Annotated in this window: 16 protein-coding genes; 4 read left to right on the forward strand and 12 right to left on the reverse strand. The window is 61.4% G+C overall.

What is annotated here, in order from left to right; genetic code table 11:
* Positions 1-7: 7 nt before the first annotated feature.
* The 3 genes from SJY08_RS00495 (at position 8) to SJY08_RS00505 (ending at position 4,672) form a co-directional block, all read left to right on the forward strand.
* Positions 8-541 carry a cyclic nucleotide-binding domain-containing protein gene (locus SJY08_RS00495; protein ID WP_069043152.1) on the forward strand — a complete coding sequence of 178 codons (534 nt, stop codon included), beginning with the start codon at positions 8-10 and terminating at the stop codon, positions 539-541.
* Between the two features lie 346 nt (positions 542-887).
* Entirely contained in the window at positions 888-2,846 is a 1,959-nt protein-coding gene (locus SJY08_RS00500) for a cysteine peptidase family C39 domain-containing protein (RefSeq protein WP_377274122.1), read from the forward strand.
* A complete protein-coding gene (locus tag SJY08_RS00505; protein WP_377274124.1) occupies positions 2,846-4,672 on the forward strand; it encodes an ATP-binding cassette domain-containing protein in 1,827 nt (608 codons plus the stop codon). Before SJY08_RS00500 ends, SJY08_RS00505 begins: the two co-directional genes overlap by 1 nt.
* A 191-nt stretch (positions 4,673-4,863) precedes the next feature.
* Here SJY08_RS00505 and SJY08_RS00510 read toward each other — a convergent pair whose 3' ends face one another.
* The gene (locus SJY08_RS00510) at positions 4,864-5,196 is read right to left on the reverse strand and encodes an NHLP leader peptide family natural product precursor (protein ID WP_082347527.1); all 333 of its coding nucleotides are present in this window, start codon (positions 5,194-5,196) and stop codon (positions 4,864-4,866) included.
* Positions 5,197-5,384: 188 nt separating this feature from the next.
* Here SJY08_RS00510 and SJY08_RS00515 point away from each other — a divergent pair, with 188 nt between their 5' ends.
* Complete coding sequence (locus tag SJY08_RS00515; protein WP_377274127.1) at positions 5,385-6,347, forward strand: GNAT family N-acetyltransferase; 963 nt, start codon at positions 5,385-5,387, stop codon at positions 6,345-6,347.
* A gap of 272 nt (positions 6,348-6,619) precedes the next feature.
* On the opposite strand, the gene SJY08_RS00520 is transcribed toward SJY08_RS00515, so the two are convergent.
* The 11 genes from SJY08_RS00520 to SJY08_RS00570 form a co-directional block, all read right to left on the reverse strand.
* Positions 6,620-7,228 (reverse strand): LysE family translocator, encoded by a 609-nt coding sequence (locus SJY08_RS00520; RefSeq protein ID WP_377274129.1) that lies wholly within the window; start codon positions 7,226-7,228, stop codon positions 6,620-6,622.
* Positions 7,229-7,486: 258 nt separating this feature from the next.
* Complete coding sequence (locus SJY08_RS00525) at positions 7,487-9,199, reverse strand: ABC transporter permease (RefSeq protein ID WP_377274131.1); 1,713 nt, start codon at positions 9,197-9,199, stop codon at positions 7,487-7,489.
* 7 nt (positions 9,200-9,206) lie between these two features.
* The gene (locus tag SJY08_RS00530; RefSeq protein ID WP_377274133.1) at positions 9,207-10,184 is read right to left on the reverse strand and encodes an ABC transporter substrate-binding protein; all 978 of its coding nucleotides are present in this window, start codon (positions 10,182-10,184) and stop codon (positions 9,207-9,209) included.
* A 75-nt stretch (positions 10,185-10,259) separates the two neighbouring features.
* Positions 10,260-11,381 (reverse strand): ABC transporter ATP-binding protein, encoded by a 1,122-nt coding sequence (locus SJY08_RS00535; RefSeq protein ID WP_377274135.1) that lies wholly within the window; start codon positions 11,379-11,381, stop codon positions 10,260-10,262.
* 110 nt (positions 11,382-11,491) lie between these two features.
* Complete coding sequence (locus SJY08_RS00540) at positions 11,492-12,331, reverse strand: HpcH/HpaI aldolase/citrate lyase family protein (RefSeq protein ID WP_377274137.1); 840 nt, start codon at positions 12,329-12,331, stop codon at positions 11,492-11,494.
* Positions 12,328-12,780: a MaoC family dehydratase gene (locus SJY08_RS00545; RefSeq protein WP_377274139.1), complete on the reverse strand. Its 453-nt coding sequence runs from the start codon at positions 12,778-12,780 to the stop codon at positions 12,328-12,330. The genes SJY08_RS00540 and SJY08_RS00545 overlap by 4 nt, the downstream gene beginning before the upstream one ends.
* Complete coding sequence (locus tag SJY08_RS00550; protein WP_377274141.1) at positions 12,780-14,636, reverse strand: acetyl/propionyl/methylcrotonyl-CoA carboxylase subunit alpha; 1,857 nt, start codon at positions 14,634-14,636, stop codon at positions 12,780-12,782. The genes SJY08_RS00545 and SJY08_RS00550 overlap by 1 nt, the downstream gene beginning before the upstream one ends.
* Positions 14,637-14,643: 7 nt before the next feature.
* Positions 14,644-16,239 (reverse strand): carboxyl transferase domain-containing protein, encoded by a 1,596-nt coding sequence (locus SJY08_RS00555; RefSeq protein ID WP_377274143.1) that lies wholly within the window; start codon positions 16,237-16,239, stop codon positions 14,644-14,646.
* Complete coding sequence (locus tag SJY08_RS00560) at positions 16,239-17,402, reverse strand: isovaleryl-CoA dehydrogenase (RefSeq protein ID WP_377274145.1); 1,164 nt, start codon at positions 17,400-17,402, stop codon at positions 16,239-16,241. The genes SJY08_RS00555 and SJY08_RS00560 overlap by 1 nt, the downstream gene beginning before the upstream one ends.
* 44 nt (positions 17,403-17,446) lie before the next feature.
* The gene (gene lpdA, locus SJY08_RS00565; RefSeq protein ID WP_377274147.1) at positions 17,447-18,841 is read right to left on the reverse strand and encodes a dihydrolipoyl dehydrogenase; all 1,395 of its coding nucleotides are present in this window, start codon (positions 18,839-18,841) and stop codon (positions 17,447-17,449) included.
* Positions 18,842-18,844: 3 nt separating this feature from the next.
* Positions 18,845-20,113, reverse strand: coding sequence for a dihydrolipoamide acetyltransferase family protein (locus tag SJY08_RS00570; RefSeq protein WP_377274149.1), 1,269 nt, complete (start codon positions 20,111-20,113; stop codon positions 18,845-18,847).
* Positions 20,114-20,115 lie beyond the last annotated feature (2 nt).

Here is a 20,115-nt window from a genome sequence, read left to right on the forward strand (position 1 = left end):
AGATGGTATGCGCAAGGTTCTCTACATCCTTGGCCAGTTGAACGATGAAGATGCCGAATGGCTCGCCCGAACGGGGCGTATCAGGACCTGTAAGGAAGGTGAGGTTCTCATCAACGAGGGTGTGGCAACCCAAGATCTCTACTTCGTCTTGGACGGAGAAGTGGGCGTGCAGATTAAGGGCGTCGGCGAGGTTGCCCGCCTGGGTCGCGGTGAGGTGGTGGGCGAAATGTCCTTTGTCGATTCATCGCCGCCCTCCGCAACAATCCTGGCGCATGGTGGTGCAAGAGTGCTGGCGGTTGAGAAGGCCGCGATCGACGCGCGTCTGCGACGGGATAACGGATTTGCCGGCCGCTTTTACAAAGCCATCGCAATTTTTCTGGCCGATCGACTGCGCTCGACCATGGGCCGCATGCGCAGCACGGAAGGCTTGCACCGCGACCAAATCATGGACGATGAGCTCGATGAGAGCATTCTCGATCAGATTTCCCTCGCCGGCTCAAGGTTCGAACACATGCTGTCAATCCTGTCGAAGGTAAACTGACGCCCATGGGGTGGGGCGAGCGAAGCTTACTCACCGCGAAAACCGTCAGCGAAGTCTAAGCAATCCAGACGATGAAAGACAAAAGCAGAAAGATCACGCTCAGCATGGCCAATGGACCGGGCAGACTGGACAGCCTCAAAGGGCTGTCGAGATCCTGAGTTGCCGAAAGCCTGCTGAGCGCTTGTGAACGAAAAAGTCGAGCCCCCTTGATCAGGGGCAAATCGGCGTCTTTCTCTGAAGACATGACACAGTGAACTCCCAGACATCAAAGTGGCAGCTAAATCACTCTGCAGCAAGGCAGCAAGAGGATATTGACGCCCCAGCTTTCCTCGGACGCCTCAAAGGCTTGATCAAGGGCAATAGGCGGTCGGTGCATACACCGCAGCTGCGCCAGTCTGCGCTCACCGAATGCGGTCTCACGGCATTGGCAATCATCTTTGCCTGGCACGGGGTCGATGTTTCACTCGAGAGATTGCGCAACGAGATCGGCTCGAGCCGACTGGGGCTCACGGCCCGCCAACTCCTCGAACTTGCCCGACGCTATGATTTCGAGACCAAGGCTTGTCGGCGTGAGATCGATCAACTGGCGACGCTTCCCCTGCCATTCATCGCCCACTACCGCTTCATACATTTCGTCGTCGTCGAGCATGTTTCAGACCAGCATGTCACGATCAACGATCCTGCAAGCGGGCCACAGCGTCTGACGATTGAAGAATTTGCCAGGGACTTCACCGGAATCGCCCTGACATTCATCCCACGCTTTGCGCCGCCGCCGCCGGTCCATCCAGCAAGGCGTGAATTCTGGCTGCAGCTGAGCGACAATCGGGTTGCGGCAACCATCATTCTCCTGCTTTGCCTGCTGCAAACATCAGCAGTCGCGTTCGGGCTCGTGAGCATGGCCAAGGCTCTGGACGGACATCAGAAACCAAGCGTTGCGCTTCTCGCGTGGATCCTGGCGGCCATCTTGCATCTATTGCTGCACTGGAGCACCGAGAGCTTTGCAGAGCGCCTTTCCAATCGGGCACGAGACCTCACATGGCAGCGTTTCAAGAGTATGCCGCCCCAATGGTTTTCTACAAAGACGGCAAACCAGCTCGCGGATATTTTGATCCTCGGTGAGCGCTGGTCTTTGTTGCTACCCATTGCCGTTTCGCTTCTACGGTCGCTGCTCTTGATCCCGGTCCTTCTGGTTGCGCCGTTGATCCAGCTGCCCAATGGACTGGTCATCACATCGTTCACGGCAATCGCCTCTTGTATTGTTCTTGCAGCATGCCTTCGTCGCGGCGAGACCCGGATGAGAAGTATGCGTGAGGCGCAGCTTCTTATCCTGCCCGATACGCATATCCTTGCAGATCTTGAGAGCCGACAGTTTGCAGGGCGCGACAGCGAGCTCACCTCTTATCTGGCAGCAGAGCACGCTCAGATGCATTCGCAAGCACAGGTCAGCCTGGGCTGGCGGGCGAAACTCGATGTCTTGGTGTCTCTGCCGATTGTCCTCGCTCTGGCGATCATCATGACCGACGGCCTAGTCAGTCAAGATTGGGGAACTGCCGCAGCACTTGGCACAGTTTGTGTCGTGATTGGTCTCTGCCTGCGAACGGCACGACGCAGTTTTCCGGTTATTTCAGAAGTGATGGGACTGCTCTCGCGTTTGCACGACCTGCGTAACACAGATGCTGATCTAACAGGATTGCAGTCGCACCCGGGATCGCCCGCAGGCCTCGCCATTCATCTTGACGATACGAACCTGTTTTTGACCAAGGGTGATCTGCTGCAGATTACTGGACCGTCTGGAAGCGGAAAGACACGACTGGCGCGCCAGATTGCAGGCCTCGAACCAAGCCCGAATGGCACCATTACCTTTGATGGAATGGCGACCGAAACGCTCTGTCATCAGGGATCGCCGCGGGTGCTGCTTGTCGACGAGCAGGTTCTCACGATCTCAGGCAGCCTGGCGGAGAACCTCTGTCTCGGTGATCGCTGCTTCAACCGCCAGGCCTTGGACGAGGTGCTGGATTTGGTCGAGCTCAATCAGGAGCTTTGCCAGCGTGGAGGGCTGGATCTGGAGCTTTTCGCGGACAGGCGGCTGTTGAGCGGCGGCCAGCTCCGTCGCCTGGCGCTTGCCCGCGCGCTGTTGCGCCAACCTTCGGTCATCGTTCTGGATGGAGCCCTCGATGCCCTGGATTCACCGCTTGCTGGACGTATCGTCAAGCGGCTGCGGGAACGACATATACTGGTTCTGATTGGTGAGCGTGGCACGCAATCACGCCGGCCGGACGCGACCATCGATCTGGGCCGTTGCTGATGGTCGATGTCGCGCGTTGTCTGGCAATCTTGGCGCAGGGCCTTCACCATAGGCAGGAAGCAGAGCTACTGGTTGCAGCGCAAAAGCGGGGGCTTTCGCTTCGGCGCGTCCTGATGCAAGACCGGAACTGGAGAAGGCAGGATCTTGGGATCCTGGTCGCCTGGCAGGCATCGACAGAGCAATTCGTCGTGATCGATGTCACTGGCTGCGGATCACCATCTCGTGTCAGCATCGATGGCAGCCGGCAACGGCTGTCCAGGGTCGATTGCGCAGCCTTGAATACAGACATGCTTGCTCTTGCGACGCCGCAGGGGCGCTCGATCCACGCAAGCCTTGCTGCTCTCGCACTTCTCGTCATGCTGGCGGCACAGGCCTTGGTTCTCCTCGTAATTTCGGGTCATCCGCCTGGAATGCGCGCGGCATTGATCTTGTCGCTGGCGGGCCTTGCATGGATTGTGGCGCGCGTTGCCTATTCAATTGCCTTGTCGCGGGCGTCCATCTTGCTCGGATGGCGTCATCATGACGACCTTTGGGCCGAAATACTCGACAAAGGAGTGACGATCCTTCAGAGCCGCACGCCTCACGACTACGCCCGGGCGATGCGTTCATTGCTGAAGAACCAGGTCAAGACCTTGCGCAGAAGAATGGCCCTTCCGATGGGGCTTGCCAGTCTGTTGCCGGGGCTTGTGGCCTTGAGCATTTCGGTTCCGCAACTTGGTCTCTACTATGCTCTCATCTGGATACCTCTGCTCGCTTGCGCAATCGCTTCTCGCCGTTTGGTGGGACTGATCGAAAATGCGGAAGGGCAGAGTTTGGGCGAGATGGAACAGCGGCTGGATCTCGCGGCGCAAGGCAGTTTGGGTTTGCGGCCGTTGGGCGCGGAGAGTTTTGCCCTGACGCGTCTGGAGGCTGCTCTGAGACGTCAGAGAAGACTTGCCCGTCGAAGGAGGACGCTGCAGCAGGTTATCCTTGCGTGTGAGGCATTGTTATTCGTGCTTGCAGGTGCGGTATCGATCATCTCAACAATGGACACGCCCCTCATCGTTTTGGTCACTGTGGCCAGCTTTATGGTTGCGCTGGGACTTGTGGAAGTCGGTCGCGCAGCAGCCGCCATGACTGCGAGCGGGGGATCGTCACATGATAACGCGTCCAAGAGTCGGTTCACACGCGACCTGGCTGAGGAGCACGAAGCACTCGAATCCATCGAACTGATTGCGGTCTCCTTCCAGTATCCCGGAGCGTCTCGCCCCCTGTTCAAGCCGCAAGATCTCAGCATCCGGCGGGGCGAGATTGTTGCCATCACAGGACCGTCCGGTGCAGGTAAATCGACCTTACTGAGGCTCGCCCTTGGCATCTTGCCGCCGACCACGGGTGAGGTGAGGATCAACGGGAAATGCGTTTGCGCACAAGAGCAGAAAATCTGGCGAAGACAGCTTGGTGTTGTTCTCCAGGATGAGCATATGGCCGTCGACACCCTCAAGTCCTTCCTGCAGGGGATGAGCGGCCTTTCACTTGAGGCAGCGCTTCGAAGTTCCGACAGGCTTGGCCTTCTCAAGGAGATCGAGGCTTTGCCCATGGGCATTCAGACACTCGTTGCACAAGGGATGGTTCCGGCGGGTTTGCGGGAGCGCTTGCTGATTGCAAGGGTTCTCTTGCGGCAGCCATCACTGCTGATCCTGGACGAAGCGACAACTGGTCTCGACGAAGAGTTCCAGACCAGACTTCTGGAAGAGCTGCGCACAGCCGGGATCGGTGTCCTGATCGCAACACACCGTAAAAGCGTGGTGGCAATCGCTGACAGATGTGTGACGGTGACACCAATCTAAACAAACCAGGCCTCAAGGCCGCAACACTTCACCGGGTCAACAAGCCTGGTTCTTCCACTGCGAGTTTTAGGACAACAGCGGCTCAAAGAGGCGATGCCGTTCTTCCGACCAGCTGGCGCGTGGGGTTTGGTCGAGGCTCTAGGGGTTAGGTCGCCCAACAGGGAATAGCCGGGCGACCCTGAGGCAGGTCCTTACTTCGGCTTCCTCTCCGGGTAAGGAGGACCGTAGAGAATAAAGGCGCTGAAAGATGTGCCGCCGGATGCAAGGTCCAGCAGTTCATCGGGCAATTCATCAAGCTTGAATGGGGCCCGCAAGACGATCGTGGCTTCGCCCGGCTTTTCCTCGATCACGTTGATCTTCAGGTTCGTGAGTGGGTTTTCCCGCTCCAGAACTTCGGCCAACGCCGCATGGGGGTCCTGTTTGAGACGTTCACGGAAGGCAGTGTCGTTGTTCGCCTTTTCAACCACGGCCTTTTCAATGTGAAGTCGCAGGTCGGACATCACATCAGTTTGCGCATTTAACATATTATCACCAGCATCTTTATAGACATCTGAATATTCAGACTTTCCAAGTATCGAGTCTTAAACGGTAAGGTCAATAATCATCCTGACGTTGGATACCGTCCAAAGCTGGGCAGAAATAACTTAGGGTTTTGAAGGCGGTCGCACCACACTGTAGATAATTTCCACGCTGATATCGCAGGGGCTTTGCTTTGGAACGACTGAATGACTCCATACATTTCATTCAAATTGAAAGCATACGTGAGAAAGAATTTCTGGAAGACTGTGCCGGTCTCACCTGGAAAAGCTATCGGCCGTTTCTTGAGGCAGCGCAGTGCGACAATCGCCTGGCTCTGGCCGCATGCGTGGGAAGCGTCCCCGTGGGATTGTGGTTGTCTGCCAGAACTCCTTCTGAAGACACACCGAAAACCCACACCCTTCTATCGCTGTTTGTCGCTCCGGAATGGCGACGTCGCGGCTTGGCGACTGACCTCATGCAGGCGGCTGAGGGCGAGCTTTCAGCTCTTGGAATCTCATCCGTGACCACCAGCTATTCGTCGATATTGCCTGGCGCCGACGCGATGTCCTGCTTGTTGCGCAAACAATCATGGGCTGAACCTGTACCAGACCGCATTCGCATCTGTGGCCGTGTCGGTGATACGTTTGCCACCTCAAGGGCCTGGGATTCGCTGCTCAAGCGGCTGCAGCGCCAAGGTGTCCGCTATCTGAGTTGGGAAGAAGCCGGTGACGGCGTTCTCGAGCAAGCTGCGGCGATGGTCGACGCAGGTGAGGCACCCGCGTGGTCTGACCCGCGCCCATGGAAGGACGCCCTTTCCGCAGAATTTTCACTGGCTATCTTTGATGGGGCAGGGGGACTAGCCGGTTGGGTCATATGTGAGCGTCAGGAGAAATTGGACCGCTGGTATTTTCCCATTGGCTGGGTAACGCCGCCCGAACAGGATCGCGGGACCTTGGTTGGCGCATATCTTGAAGGCTCGATGCGCATTCAGACGGGCAACGGCGCGTCGGCACTTGCCGTACTCGAAGCCTCACCCAGACAAGGCCGCGCATGGAGATTGTTCGAGAAGCACTTCTCCACGCTCGCACTTTGGTCCGATCGCCTGCTGATCTCACAGAAAAATCTCGGCATTGAACCGACACTGCTGTTTGAATAGCTGCGAAAGCCACCGCGTCGGCCCTGTTTCGCAGGCGATAACCGACCAGCCCGCGCATTTGCAATCCAGGCGGCGACCATACCCAGAAGGGTATTCTGAAGGCGCTGACTTCTAGCGATACCTCGGCGTTGACATTCTGATGGGCCGCCTCAGTAATCGGCTGAGGTTGCCTTTATCCAGCGGAACGGCGTTCGCCGACTTACCACCCGCGAATGCCTGTGCCCCAATGCTCTACGGTCTATGCTCGGACTGAATTGCAGCGCGACCTTGCCTCAGCGGCTGGCGACCAGCACGCCCGCCCCGACCATCAGGGCTCCAGCTCCGCGATTGAGCACGCCGATCTTTTTCGGATCAGACAGGGCCGTCTTTGCTTTGTAGCCGAGGAGCACATGCCCTCCGACTACGATCACCTCTATCAGGGCAATGATAAGCAGCAGTTCCACGGTATCGGACACGGTGAGGGGACGGATTCCGAGCACCCCCGGCAGTAAAGCCAAATAGAAGATCGGCATCTTGGGGTTGGAGATGTTGAGGAGGAAGCCCGTGAGGAACAGGCGGATCAGGCCACCTCGCATCATGCGAGGTTTGATCTCTGGCTTCGAGCGCCACATCATGATGCCCGTGTAAATCAGGTAGATAGCGCCGACATATTGGATGAAGCGCAGGTTTTCGTTCATGTATTGGGCGATGGCGTTGAAGCCGATGGCCGCAAGGATGACGAAGACGAAGATGCTGCAAACGACGCCGACACCATAGGCGACACCATGGGCGGGGCCGCTGGACACGGTCTTCGACAAGATCGTCAGATTATCAGGACCGGGGCTCGCCGCAAACACGAAGAACGCCAGGCTAAACGTCAGGACTGTTTGTAGATCCATCATGCGCTCCTTTTCTCCGTTAACTCATCGAATTTAAAATATCCGCCTTTGAAGTAATCGGTTCCGAGCTTCTTATAACGCTCGGTAGGGGCAGTATAACCGAACTCGAGGAAGAGCATTAGTGCATTCCGCACCTGCGCCGTGTGTTGGAGATAGGTGCGATAGAGCTTGGCGCTACAAGGTCCATCACGTCATTTGCCTTTAGCAGGCACCTCTGACGTCCGATGACTTTTTCGGGGCAATCGCCCGCATCCGTCTGGATCAATCGACCCAGGGCAGAGTGCCCCTCGGCAGACGGTGGGCGGCGGCCGTGGCGATAGCGGCGAGGATGAGGACCAGAAGCGTCGACAGGACGGCGACCGCGGCTGCTGCGGTCGAGTTGCCTTCGTATTGCAGGGCAAAGATCATGACCCCGATCGTTTCGTTGCCGGACGACCAGAGCAGGGCCGAGAGCGTCAGTTCGTTCAGCGCCGTCATCACCACCAGGATCGCGCCGGCCGCCGCGGCGGGCAATACACCCGGCAGGAAGATCGCGAGGATGCGGCGCAACAGCCCGGCGCCTGTCACGCGGGCGGCTTCGTCAAGCGAGGGATCGGCTGACTGTGCCGCGGCAACAACCGGCCGCAGGACCAGTGGCAGGAAGCGCGCCAAGTAGGCGATGACGAGGATCATCATCGTTCCATAGATCGAGATCCCGACAAGCGGCAGAGGCTTCAGGAAGGCGAGGATCATGCCAAGGGCGACGACTGTTCCGGGAACAACCCAGGGAGCTTCGATGATGATGTCCAGCAGTCGCAATACCGGGTTCTGCCGCCGCCTGGACACAAACGCCAGCGGCACGGCGACGAGCATTGAGATGGTAGCCGTGATCAACGCGAGCAAAAGCGAATTGGCAAAGGCGCGTCTTACAGTCTGATTGTCGAGGACAGCGTGGAACTGATCGAGGCTGATCGTATCTGGCCCGAATGCCACGCCTATGGCCGGCAAGAGCGCGGTCATCGTGAGGGCCGCCATTGGGACCAGAGACAGGATCAGCACAAGGATCCAGATCAGGATCTCGATCACGGGTGCGCTGCGTCGCGCGACGAATGGGGCGCCCGCCGGCAATGGCACGGCGAGACGGGTTGCAACGACATTGCGCATGACGATCGCGATCGCCGCCATTGCGGCGAGCACGAGGGCCAGCGTTGCCACCTGGCCAGCCGCTGCCGGACCAAAGCCGTTGAGGCGCTGGTAAATCAGAGTCGTCAGGACAGAAATGCGGCCGGGAATGCCGAGCAGTGCCGGCACGCCGAAATTGCCGATCGCGGCGGTGAAGGCGATCAGGCTGCCGGCGAGAACCGAGGGCATGACGATCGGCAGCACGATGCCGGTTCCGATCCGCCCGGGCGGGATGCCGAGAATGCGCGCAGCTTCGATCAGGTCGGATGGCAGCGCCCGCAATGCGGCGCGCACGGCGATGAAGACGAGCGGCATGTGCTCGATGCCCATGACCAGTGCTATTCCGCCCACTGAATAGAGTGGATTGGTAGAACCCGGCGCTGCGGCAAGGCCAAGTGGTTTGAGGATCGGTGATTGTGCGCCGAAGAGTTCGATCCAGGCGAGCGCCATGGTTTGCGACGGCACGATCAGCGGCATCAGGATGAGGAAGGTCAGCGCTGCGCGTGTCCTGAGCTTGAGCAGGCTGACGGCAAAGGCAAGCGCCACGCCGATGAGCGTCGAGACGACGACAGACAGAAGGGCCGTCTGCAGCGTGCCGGAAAGCGCCCTGAGCGTCGAGCGGCTGGACAAGGTGGCAAGCATCAACCCGAGCGGTGTACCGTCCTCGCCGGGCTGGAAGGCGCTGGCAAACAGCCGGGCGAGCGGCCAGAGCGTCGTTGCGGCGACATAGAGAACGAGAAGGGAGACGAGCAGATGCTCGCCTCCCCAAGCCGGTATAGCCTTTCGGGTCTTGCCCCAGGCGGTGTCACGCATGCTAGGATCAGCCGCCGAAGAGCTTGGCGAACTTTTCCTTGTTCTCTGTGTCGGCCTTCAGCATGGCATCGCTGTTGGCAGGCAGAATCTTCAGCGTCGAAAGGGCAGGATAGCCTTCCGGCTGGGTGACGCCGGGCAGGATCGGGAAGTAACCCTGGGCGGTCGCCTGTTCCTGCGCGGTCTTCGACAGCTGCCAGGAAACGAAGGTCTTGGCAGCGTCCACTGCATCCGAGCCCTTCAATACGGCAACCGGCTGGGTGATCGAGCTCACGCCTTCGGCCGGGAAGACGAAGTCGACGGGCGAGCCCTTCTTCTTTGCATTGAGCGCCATGTATTCGATAATGATGCCATAGGCCTTCTCGCCGCGCGCAACGGCCTCGATGACCGTGCCATTGCCCTGACCGGCAACGGCGCCGGCCTCTGCCAGATTCTCATAGTATGCCCAGCCGAATTCCGGTTGCTGCGTCATGGTGCCGACATGGATGACGGCGGCACCCGAATAAAGCGGGCTCGGCATGATCAGGCTCTTGGCAGCGTCAGCCGCGAGCAGGTCGTTCCAGCTTGTCGGGGCCGTCTTCACGAGATCGGTGTTGTAAACGATGCCGGTGGTGATCACCTTGGTGCCGAAGAAAGTCTTGTCGGCATCGATGAAGGCCGGATCGATGCCCTCGACCGCAGCGTCGGTGAAGGCGAGCAGGCGGTCGTCGTTCTTCAGCTGGGTCATCGCGACAGTGTCGGCGATCAGAATGACGTCGGCGGGGCTATTGCCGGCGGCATATTCGGCCTGCAGCTTGGCCATGACTTCGGTGGTGCCGGAGCGGAAGAGCTCCACTTTGATTTCCGGGTGGTCGGCGTTAAAGGCTTCGATGACCTGGGTCATCTGATCCTGCGGCTGCGAGGTATAGACGGTGATCGTGTCCTCGGCCTGTGCGGTGAAGGCGAGACTGGCAAGGATCGTGGTGGTGAGGAGCGTGCGGATAAACATGGAAACCTCATTGAAGGGGCGGAGCAGGCCCGGAAACTGTCGAATGCCGGCCCTGGGGCTGGCAGGAGTTGTCGCCTAGCGCAGCGAGATGACGCCCGGACGACAGGTCGATGATCTTCGTGTGACATCGCCGTTGCTGGGAGTGCCCCCGCCTTCGCCGATCACCCAGCCGTCCGTGATGACAAGTTCGATCGGCGTGCCCGGCGCGATCCGCTCGTCGAGTGGCAGGCTGACGACGTCGCCGTCGATCTCGGTCGGCAGGCAATGGCTGAGAAGGCTGCCGTTCTGAAAGACCTGGCCGACGAGCTCGGTCTTCAGATGTCCGCCCTCGTTGACGCGCTTGAGATCCGAGGCATGAAAGCAGAGCCAGCCATAGCCGACGGGTGCATTTCCCGGCATGTCGAGAAGTTGCTGGCCAAGCATCACCCGGGTCCGGCCGGCTTCCGATTTGATCACCTGGACCGGCAGTGTGCGGCCGCGCCCGATGAAGCGGGCGACCATCGGCGAGGCTGGTTTCCGGTAGAGCTCCTCCGGCGTTGCCAATTGCTCCAGCCGACCGTGGTCCATGACGGCCACATGGGTCGCGACCGCCATGGCCTCGTCCTGGTCATGGGTGACGAAGACGAAGGTGGAGCCGGTCAGGCTGTGGATGCGACGGAATTCGACAAGCATTGCCTCGCGCAGATGTGCGTCGAGATTGGCGAGCGGTTCGTCGAGGAGGATCAGATTGGGTCGGGTCGCAAGTGAGCGGGCCAGCGCCACACGCTGACGCTGTCCGCCGGACAGCTCGTGCGGGCGTCTGTCGCCGAGACCCGCGAGGCCGACGACCTTCAGCACCTCCTCGATCCGTGCGGCGCGTTCCCGGGGTTTCAATCCGCCGACCTTCAGGCCAAATTCGATGTTGCCGCGCACGGTCATCGTCGGCCACAGCGCATAGGACTGGAATACCATGCCGATCCCACGCTTCTCTGGAGTAAGGAAGGTACCATCACCGGCGACGATCGTCTCGTTGAAGCGAATTTCGCCCCCGTCAGGCGCCTCCAGCCCCGCGATCAGCCGCAGCACGGTGGTCTTGCCTGAGCCCGAAGGACCGAGCAGGGCGAGAAATGCACCGTCGGGGATTGTGAGCGAGACGCCGTCGACAGCCTGAAAATCGTCGAATCGCTTGGTGACGGTGGAAAGAGTAAGACGCGGCAAGGCTTTGGGCTCCCGAGTTTCCCTCGTCCTTTGCCACGTTCAGATGACGTCTGGATGAAGCCGCTGGCTTAGATGCCATCTCCTCGGTGGTGAGCTTGTGGCAATCAATTTCAGGGCCTGTCATCCGTGTATTCAAGCAGACGTTTCGCCTGTTTGAGATGCGGTGCGTCGATCATTCGGCCGGCGAAACGGAGCGCGCCTTTGCCGGGATTGGCCGCAAAAGCGTCGACGATCGCCTGGGCTTCGGCCAATTCCTTTGCGGAAGGCGTGAATGCCTGGTTGATGACGGGCACCTGCGCGGGATGGATCGCCATCATGCCGTTGAAGCCATCGAAGCGGGCGCGCCGCGCATAGACGGCAAGCCCATCCGCATCGGCAAGCGCGGGGTAAACGGTCTCGATCGCAGCCACGCCGGCCGCGTGGGCGCCGAACAAGGTCAGGGAGCGGGCGAGTTCGTAAGGGGCGGTGTAGCTGCCCGTCTCGTCGCGTGCGCCAGCCGCTCCGATGGCGGCCGGCAGGTCTTCCGCGCCCCATGTGAGGCCGAGAAGACGATGTCGCACGGATGCGTAGGAGCCCAGCTGGAAGATCGCGGCCGGGGTCTCGGTCGCGATCGGCAGGACGGGGATGCCGGGCGCTTTTGCGCTCAGGGCTTCTACCGTTGAAGCCCCCTCCGCCTTCGGCAGCACCAGCCCGTCCGGCGGCACTTCAAGGATCGCGGCGAGATCGTCGTCCAGAAGGTCGCTGTCGAGCGGGTTGATACGGACGAAAAGTCGGATTCTGCCTTTGGTCAGGCGGAGGAAGTCCGCCGCCGCCCGCCGGGCCGCAGGCTTGGCGTCCAGCGTCACGGAATCCTCGAGGTCCAGGATCAGGGCATCGGCGCCGCAGCCGAGTGCCTTCTCCATGCGATTGGGTCTGTCGCCCGGCACGAAGAGCAGCGAGCGCAGCCTCATTGCGGCCTCCGCCAGACGAGTGCGGAGCGCAGGCACTGGCAGACCAGCTCGCCCCGCTGGTTGAAGAGCTCATGCCGGAAGGTGACGATGCCGGCGGTCGGGCGTGATCGACTTTCTCTGAGGTCTGCGATCTCGGTTTCTGCCCGCATCGTGTCGCCGATGAAGACCGGCTTCGGCATGACGACCTTGTCGTAGCCCAGATTGGCAACCAGTGTGCCGAGCGTGGTATCGCCGACCGACAGGCCGACCATCAGCGAAAAGGTGAAGGTGCCGTTGACGAGGATCTGGCCGAATTCGCTCGCCTTCGCCGCTTCGACATCGAGATGCAGCGGCTGCGGATTGTGGGTCATCAGTGTGAACATCAGGTTGTCCGTTTCGGTCACAGTGCGCCGGATCTCGTGAGAGATCCTGTCGCCCAGTTTCCAGTCTTCGAAATAGCGTCCGGCCATCATCCGTCTCCCTCGATCCTGACGAGCAGGCTGCCCTCGACGACCTGGCTGCCCAGGCAGGCTTTCAGTTCGGCAACTGTGCCATCGAAAGGCGCATGCAGCACCTGCTCCATTTTCATGGCCTCGATGGCGATCAGCGGCTGGCCGCGTTTGACGAGGTCATCCTTGGCAACGGAAACGGCGATAATGATACCCGGCATTGGCGCGATGATGGCGCCGTCGCTGGAGCCTCCACCATGACCAGCATGCCCGGCCCGCGGTGTTCCGAACTCCCAGGCCTCGCCATCATGGAAAAGAACCCCGTTTTCCATTCGCACCGTCGTTTGAGCGCCATTCACCTGAACCAGATAAGGCCTCTTTCCAACGTCGACGGCCACCTGCCGGTCGATCTCGGCATTGAGGCGAAACCCCGTCAGAGCCGTCCAGACATCCTGCGATTGTTTCGGTAACAGGGCCGTTGCAGCGGCCTGCAAAACCGCTTCAGCCGGTCCACCTGGTGGCACAAGGTCTTCGACATGTCGCTCGATGAAGCCGGTGTCGACGGCGCCTGCCAGGAAGTCGGGATGGCGGAGCGTGCGGACGAGGAAACCGGCATTGCTGTGCACCGGCCAGACCTCAACCTTGCCCGTACCTTCGCAAAGCTTGCGGATCGCCTCTTGCCGGCTGGCGCCGTGGCTGATGAGTTTGGCCAGCATCGGATCATAATGCGTGGTGACTTCATCTCCCTGTTCGACGCCGCTGTCGATCCGAAGCGTATCCGGCAGACGAAGATGATCGAGCCGACCGATCGACGGCAGGAAACCGGTTGCCGGATTTTCCGCATAGAGCCGGGCTTCCATGGCCCAGCCGGTGATGGAAAGCTGATCCTGATTCAATGGCAGAGGCTCGCCAGATGCGATGCGCAATTGCCATTCGACCAGATCCTGGCCGGTGATCGCCTCGGTCACGGGATGCTCGACCTGGAGGCGTGTGTTCATTTCCATGAACCAGATGCGATCGGCGCGCAGGCTTTCCGAGGCATCGGCGATGAACTCGATCGTGCCGGCGCCGACATAATCGACCGCGCGGGCTGCCTTGACGGCGGCCTGGCAGACTGCATCCCGGGTTGCGGCATCCATGCCCGGGGCGGGTGCTTCCTCGATCACCTTCTGGTGGCGGCGTTGCAGCGAGCAGTCGCGTTCGAAGAGATGCACGACATTGCCTTTGGTGTCCCCGAACACCTGCACTTCGATATGACGCGGCGAGAGGATGTATTTCTCGATCAGCACGCGGTCATCGCCGAAGGAGGACGCTGCCTCGCGCCGGCAACTGGCCAAGGCGGTGAGGAAATCCTCGGAGCGTTCAACGCGGCGCATGCCCTTGCCGCCGCCGCCGGCCACCGCCTTGATCAGCACCGGATAGCCGATGGCATCGGCCTCGCTCTGCAGTCGTTCCGGGCTCTGGTCTTCCCCGAGGTACCCGGGCGTCACCGGGACGCCGGCCGCGATCATCCGTTGTTTGGCAGCATCTTTGAGGCCCATGGCCCTGATGGCAGGGGGCGGTGCCCCGACCCAGACAAGCCCGGCGGCGATCACGGCTTCGGCAAACTCGGCATTTTCCGACAGGAAGCCGTAACCCGGATGGATGGCCCGGGCGCCGCTCTTCCTGGCGGCCTCCAGTATGCCGTTCTGGCGCAGGTAGCTGTCGCGGGCCGGCGCCGGACCGATCGGCAGCGCCTCATCGGCCTCGCGCACGAACGCCATGCCAGCATCCACATCCGAATGCACCGCAATCGTTCGGATGCCGAGCCGTTTTGCCGTGCGAATGATCCGCCTTGCGATTTCACCGCGATTGGCAATCAAGAGGCTTTCCATCATCTTCGCCTCACATCCGGAAAATGCCGAACTGCGCCCGTTCTGGGATCGGGGCGTTCAGCGTTGCGGAAAGGGCGACGCCAAGCACGTCGCGGGTCTGGGCGGGGTCGATTATGCCGTCGTCCCACATCCGGGCCGTCGCGTAATAGGGGTTGCCTTCGTCCTCGTATTTCTGGCGGATCGGCGCCTTGAAGGCCTCGGCCTCCTCCGCCGTCCAGCCTTCGGCGTCGCGATGGACGGTCGCCAGGACAGAGGCGGCCTGCTCGCCTCCCATCACCGAAATGCGGGCATTCGGCCAGGAAAACAGGAAGCGCGGCTGAAAGGCTCGACCGCACATGCCGTAATTGCCGGCCCCGAAACTGCCGCCGATCAGCACGGTGACTTTCGGCACCTGTGCGCCCGCGACTGCGGTCACCAGCTTGGCGCCGTGTTTGGCGATGCCTTCCGCCTCGTATTTCCCGCCGACCATGAAGCCAGAAATGTTCTGCAGGAAGAGCAGCGGAATGCGCCTCTGGCAGGCGAGTTCGATGAAGTGGGCGCCCTTCAGGGCACTTTCGGAAAACAGGACGCCATTGTTGGCGAGGATGGCGATGGGCATGCCCCAGAGACGGGCAAAACCGCAGACAAGGCTTGCCCCGTAGAGCGGCTTGAACTCCTGCAGTTCGGACCCATCGACGAGACGGGCGATCACCTCGCGCACGTCATAGGGTGTGCGCAGGTCCTGCGGGACCACGCCGTAGAGCTCACTCGGGTCGAACAGGGGAGGGCGCGGCTTGGCAAGCTCGATGTCCACCGTCTTTGGCCGGTTCAGTGTCGCCACGACGTCGCGCACGATCAGAAGCGCGTGTTCGTCGTTCTCGGCGACATGGTCGACAAGGCCGGACTTGCGGGCGTGGACATCAGCACCACCCAGATCTTCGGCCGAGATCACCTCGCCGGTTGCGGCCTTGACCAGAGGTGGGCCGGCGAGAAAGATGGTGCCCTGGTTGCGGACGATCACCGTCTCATCGGACATGGCAGGCACATAGGCGCCGCCCGCGGTGCAGCTTCCCATAACGCAGGCGATCTGCGGAATCCCGGCGGCAGACATCTGCGCCTGATTGTAGAAGATCCGGCCGAAATGATCGCGGTCGGGGAAGACCTCGGCCTGATGCGGCAGGTTGGCGCCGCCGGAATCCACCAGATAGATGCAGGGCAGGCGGTTTTCCGAGGCAATCTCCTGTGCTCTCAGATGCTTCTTTACCGTCATCGGGAAATAGGCGCCGCCCTTCACCGTCGGATCATGGGCAATGATCATGCATTCGCGACCCGAGACACGGCCGATACCCGTGATCATGCCCGCGCCCGGCGCCTCGTCACCATACATGCCGCCGGCCGCCAGTTGCCCGATCTCCAGGAAAGGGGAGCCGGGGTCGAGGAGCCGCAACACGCGGTCGCGGGGCAGAAGCTTGCCACGCGCGACATGACGTTGGCGATGGCTTTCAGCCCCGCCCAATGCGGCGGTGGCCACCTTCGACCGCAGTTCTTCGGCAAGCGCGGCGTTGCGGGCCGCATTGGCCTTGAAGCCTTCGCTGTCGCGGTCGAGCATGGTCGAGAGTATCGGCATCAGCTTGTCTCTCCCGCGCCGATGACCTCCCGGCCGATCAGCATCCGGCGCACCTCGTTGGTGCCCGCGCCGATATCGAGGAGTTTTGCATCGCGCCAGTAGCGTTCGACCGGCCAATCCTTCGTGTAGCCCGCGCCGCCCAAGGCCTGGATCGCCTGTTCGGCGACCTTCACCGCGCTTTCCGAGGCATAGAGAATTGCGCCGGCGGCGTCCTGGCGCGTCGTCTGGCCGGCATCGCAGGCCCGCGCCACGGCATAGACATAGGCGCGGGCGGAGTTCAGCGCCACGACCATGTCGGCGATCTTGGCCTGCATCAGCTGGAAGCTTCCGATCGCTCGGCCAAACTGCCGGCGCTCCCTGACATAGGGCAGGACGACGTCGAGGCAGGCCTGCATGATGCCGAGCTGGATTCCCGAAAGCACGACCCGCTCGTAGTCGAGGCCGGACATCAGCACCTTCACGCCGCCGTTCAGCGGACCCATGACGTTTTCCTCAGGGACAAAGCAGTCCTCGAAAACAAGTTCCGCCGTGGGAGAACCACGCATACCGACCTTGTCGATCTTCTGGCCGATCGAGAAGCCGGTGAAATCCTTTTCGATGAGAAAGGCCGTGATGCCTTTCGATCCAGCCTGCGGCTCCGTCTTCGCATAGACCACGAGCGTTTGGGCATAGGGGGCATTGGTGATCCAAAATTTGGTACCGTTCAGGCGGAAGCCGCCCTCGACCCTGTCGGCGCGCAGCCGCATCGAGACAACGTCGGATCCGGCGCCAGCTTCAGACATGGCGAGACTGCCGACATGGTCTCCAGATATCAGTCCGGGCAAGTATTTCGCTTTCTGCTCATCCGAACCCCAGCGTGCGATCTGGTTGATGCAGAGATTGGAATGTGCGCCATAGGACAGGCCCACCGAGGCCGAAGCGCGACTGATTTCCTCGCAGGCAACGACATGGTCGAGATAGCCGAGGCCGAGACCGCCGTCCGCTTCCGCGACCGTGATGCCATGCAGGCCGAGCGCGCCCATGGCCGGCCAGAGTTCGACCGGGAAACGATCATGCTTATCGACGTCCGTAGCGATCGGAGCGATGCGCTCGCGGGCAAAGCGCGCGGTCGTGTCGCGGATCATCTCCGCTGTTTCGCCAAGCCTGAAGTCCAATTCGGTCATGGGGCTTCCTCTGCGATTTTAGATCATGCGAACCGGAAGGCCGGTCATATGTGCAGTGCGTGTCCCAGCGCCTTGAGTGCTGCTTCCTGCAGGGCTTCGCCGCGTGTGGGATGGGCATGGATGGTGGCGGCTATGTCCTCCAGCCGAGCACCCATTTCGATGGCGATCGCAAAGGTCGAGGCAAATTCGGAGACACCCGCCCCAACGGCCTGCAGACCCAGCACGGCGTGGCTATCAGCGCGCGCCACGACACGAACGAAGCCGTCTTCATCCTCCACCGTCATCGCCCGTCCATTCGCTGTGAAAGGGAACTGGCCGATCTTGACATCGAAGCCATGGCTGCGGGCTTCCTCCGGCAAGAGGCCGGCGCTGACGATTTCAGGGTCGGTGAAGCAGATGGCGGGGATGCAGCGCTTGTCCCAGGCGCGCTTGCGGCCGGCGACGATCTCGGCGACCATTTCGCCCTGCGCCATGGCACGATGCGCCAGCATCGGCTCGCCGGTCACGTCGCCGATCGCATAGACCCCGCGCATGGATGTGTGGCAGCGGTCATCGACCTGCAGGAACGAGCCTATCCGGTCGAGATCGAGTTCTTCGAGGCCCGAACCCGTGGTGCGGGGCCGCCGTCCGACGGCGACGAGAATGCGGTCTGCCGGCAGTTCGCGCCGTCCCTCGGCGGTCTCGACGACCAGTGCCTCGCCCGTGTCGGATAGCCCCACGGCCCTTGCGTCCGTCAGCACCTTGATGCCGCGTTCGCCCAGCCGGCGCAGAACCGGTTTGACCAGATCGGCGTCGTAGAGCGGCAGGATCTGCGAGGTCGCCTCGACCACGGTGACTTCAGATCCCATGCGGGCGAAGGCGGTTCCGAGTTCCAGTCCGATGTATCCACCGCCCACCACAACGAGCCGTTTGGGCAGTTCCGTCAGCGACAGTGCCTCGGTAGAGGAAATGACCTTGCCGCCGAAAGGAAGGGCCGGGAGCTCGACGGGATCGGAGCCGGTCGCGATCACAATGGTTTCTGCGCGGATGACCTGCAGGCCGGTCTCGGTTTCCACCTCCACCGTCTTGCCGTCCCGAAAACGGGCGCGGCCGTGAACGATCTTGACCCGCGCCTTCTGCAGGAGGCCGGAGACGCCACCGGTCAGCCGGCCGACGATGGCGTCCTTCCAGGCCATGGTCTTGGACAGATCGATGGACGCGCCTTCGACGCGGATGCCAAGCGCGTTCTCGCCGGCGGACAGCGCCCGCGCTTTGTCGAAGGTCTCTGCGGCATGGATCAGCGCCTTGGACGGGATGCAGCCGATCGTCAGGCAGGTGCCGCCAGGACGGCCCTCTTCAACGATGACGGTATCGATGCCGAGCTGTCCTGCCTTGATGGCGCAGACATAGCCACCTGGACCGGCGCCGATGACGAGGAGCTTGCAAAAAATCTCTTTCATGGCTCAGCCCTCTATAAAGATCAGCGCCGGGGTCTCCATCAGCACCCGCAGGCGCTGGACGAAGGTCGCAGCATTCCAGCCATCGACGATGCGGTGATCGAAGCTGGAAGACAGGTTCATCATCTTGCGCGGCACAAACTGCGTGCCGTCCCAGATCGGTCGTATGGCGATCTTGTTGACGCCGACGATGGCGACTTCCGGATGGTTGATGACCGGGGTCGAGACAATGCCGCCAAGTGCTCCGAGCGAGGTGATGGTGATGGTCGAGCCGGTCAGCTCGTCCCGCGTCGCCGTGCCGGCGCGGGTGGCTTCGGCAAGCCGGTTCATCTCGCTTGCGCAATCCCATATGCCCCGCGCCTCGGCATGTTTGACCACCGGCACGGCAAGACCGGCGGCGGTCTGGGTGGCGATGCCGATATGCACCGCGCCGAAACGGGTGAGCACGCCGGCATCGTCGTCGAAGGTGGCGTTGACATCAGGTTGCTCGACGACCGCCTTGACCATGGCGCGCATCAGGAAGGGCAGGAGCGTGAGCTTTGGCTGGTCAGGCCGGCGTTCGGCATTCATCTTGGCGCGCAGTTCTTCAAGCGCTGTGACGTCCACTTCCTCCACATAGGTGATGTGGGGAATGCGGGAGGTGGAGACGACCATCTTCTCGGCGATCCGGCGCCGAAGGCCGGTCAGCTTGATCTCCTCGCGCGCGGTCTTCTTGGCGAGCCCGGAGACCGCAGGGGCTGGATCGGCACCGCGAGCGAGATAGTGCTCGACATCCTCGCGCAGAATGCGTCCGGCCGGACCCGATCCGCGCAACAGGCGCAGGTCGATGCCGTTCTCGCGCGCCAGCAGGCGGACCGAGGGGGCGGCGAGCGGCTTGTCGAATTCGGGTGAGGGTTGTCGGGCCGGAGGTGTGGCTGGTGCTGCCGGCGTGGCAGACTTGGGCGGCATGAGTGCCGGTTCGTTGGTTGTCGTTGCCTGTTGCGGCTCGGTTGTCGCGTCCACCGTCTCCGGTGTCGCCGGCTTCTCGTCTGCACCATCCGTTGCGATCCGGATGAGGGGCGCCTTGACCGCGATCGTGTCTCCCACTTCGCCGCCAAGCCAGACCACTGTGCCACTGACGGGTGTGGGGATCTCCACGGTCGCCTTGTCGGTCATCACAGCGGCGACCATCATGTCCTCGCGCACGGGATCACCGATCTTCACCATCCATTCGACAAGCTCAGCCTCGGCCACGCCTTCGCCGACATCGGGCATCTTGATCGTGAATTCGCCCATGG

The organism is Rhizobium sp. R86522 (assembly GCF_042466255.1).
Taxonomy (GTDB): domain Bacteria; phylum Pseudomonadota; class Alphaproteobacteria; order Rhizobiales; family Rhizobiaceae; genus Allorhizobium.

Excerpts from the sequence above, each read along its gene's own strand:
- SJY08_RS00530 (WP_377274133.1), bottom strand. The coding sequence starts at position 10,184 with ATGTTTATCCGCACGCTCCTCACCACCACGATCCTTGCCAGTCTCGCC.
- lpdA (WP_377274147.1), bottom strand. The coding sequence starts at position 18,841 with ATGAAAGAGATTTTTTGCAAGCTCCTCGTCATCGGCGCCGGTCCAGGT.
- SJY08_RS00525 (WP_377274131.1), bottom strand. The coding sequence starts at position 9,199 with ATGCGTGACACCGCCTGGGGCAAGACCCGAAAGGCTATACCGGCTTGG.
- SJY08_RS00570 (WP_377274149.1), bottom strand. The coding sequence starts at position 20,113 with ATGGGCGAATTCACGATCAAGATGCCCGATGTCGGCGAAGGCGTGGCC.
- SJY08_RS00495 (WP_069043152.1), top strand. The coding sequence starts at position 8 with ATGCGCAAGGTTCTCTACATCCTTGGCCAGTTGAACGATGAAGATGCC.
- SJY08_RS00555 (WP_377274143.1), bottom strand. The coding sequence starts at position 16,239 with ATGCCGATACTCTCGACCATGCTCGACCGCGACAGCGAAGGCTTCAAG.
- SJY08_RS00540 (WP_377274137.1), bottom strand. The coding sequence starts at position 12,331 with ATGAGGCTGCGCTCGCTGCTCTTCGTGCCGGGCGACAGACCCAATCGC.
- SJY08_RS00545 (WP_377274139.1), bottom strand. The coding sequence starts at position 12,780 with ATGGCCGGACGCTATTTCGAAGACTGGAAACTGGGCGACAGGATCTCT.
- SJY08_RS00510 (WP_082347527.1), bottom strand. The coding sequence starts at position 5,196 with ATGTTAAATGCGCAAACTGATGTGATGTCCGACCTGCGACTTCACATT.
- SJY08_RS00550 (WP_377274141.1), bottom strand. The coding sequence starts at position 14,636 with ATGATGGAAAGCCTCTTGATTGCCAATCGCGGTGAAATCGCAAGGCGG.
- SJY08_RS00520 (WP_377274129.1), bottom strand. The coding sequence starts at position 7,228 with ATGATGGATCTACAAACAGTCCTGACGTTTAGCCTGGCGTTCTTCGTG.
- SJY08_RS00560 (WP_377274145.1), bottom strand. The coding sequence starts at position 17,402 with ATGACCGAATTGGACTTCAGGCTTGGCGAAACAGCGGAGATGATCCGC.
- SJY08_RS00505 (WP_377274124.1), top strand. The coding sequence starts at position 2,846 with ATGGTCGATGTCGCGCGTTGTCTGGCAATCTTGGCGCAGGGCCTTCAC.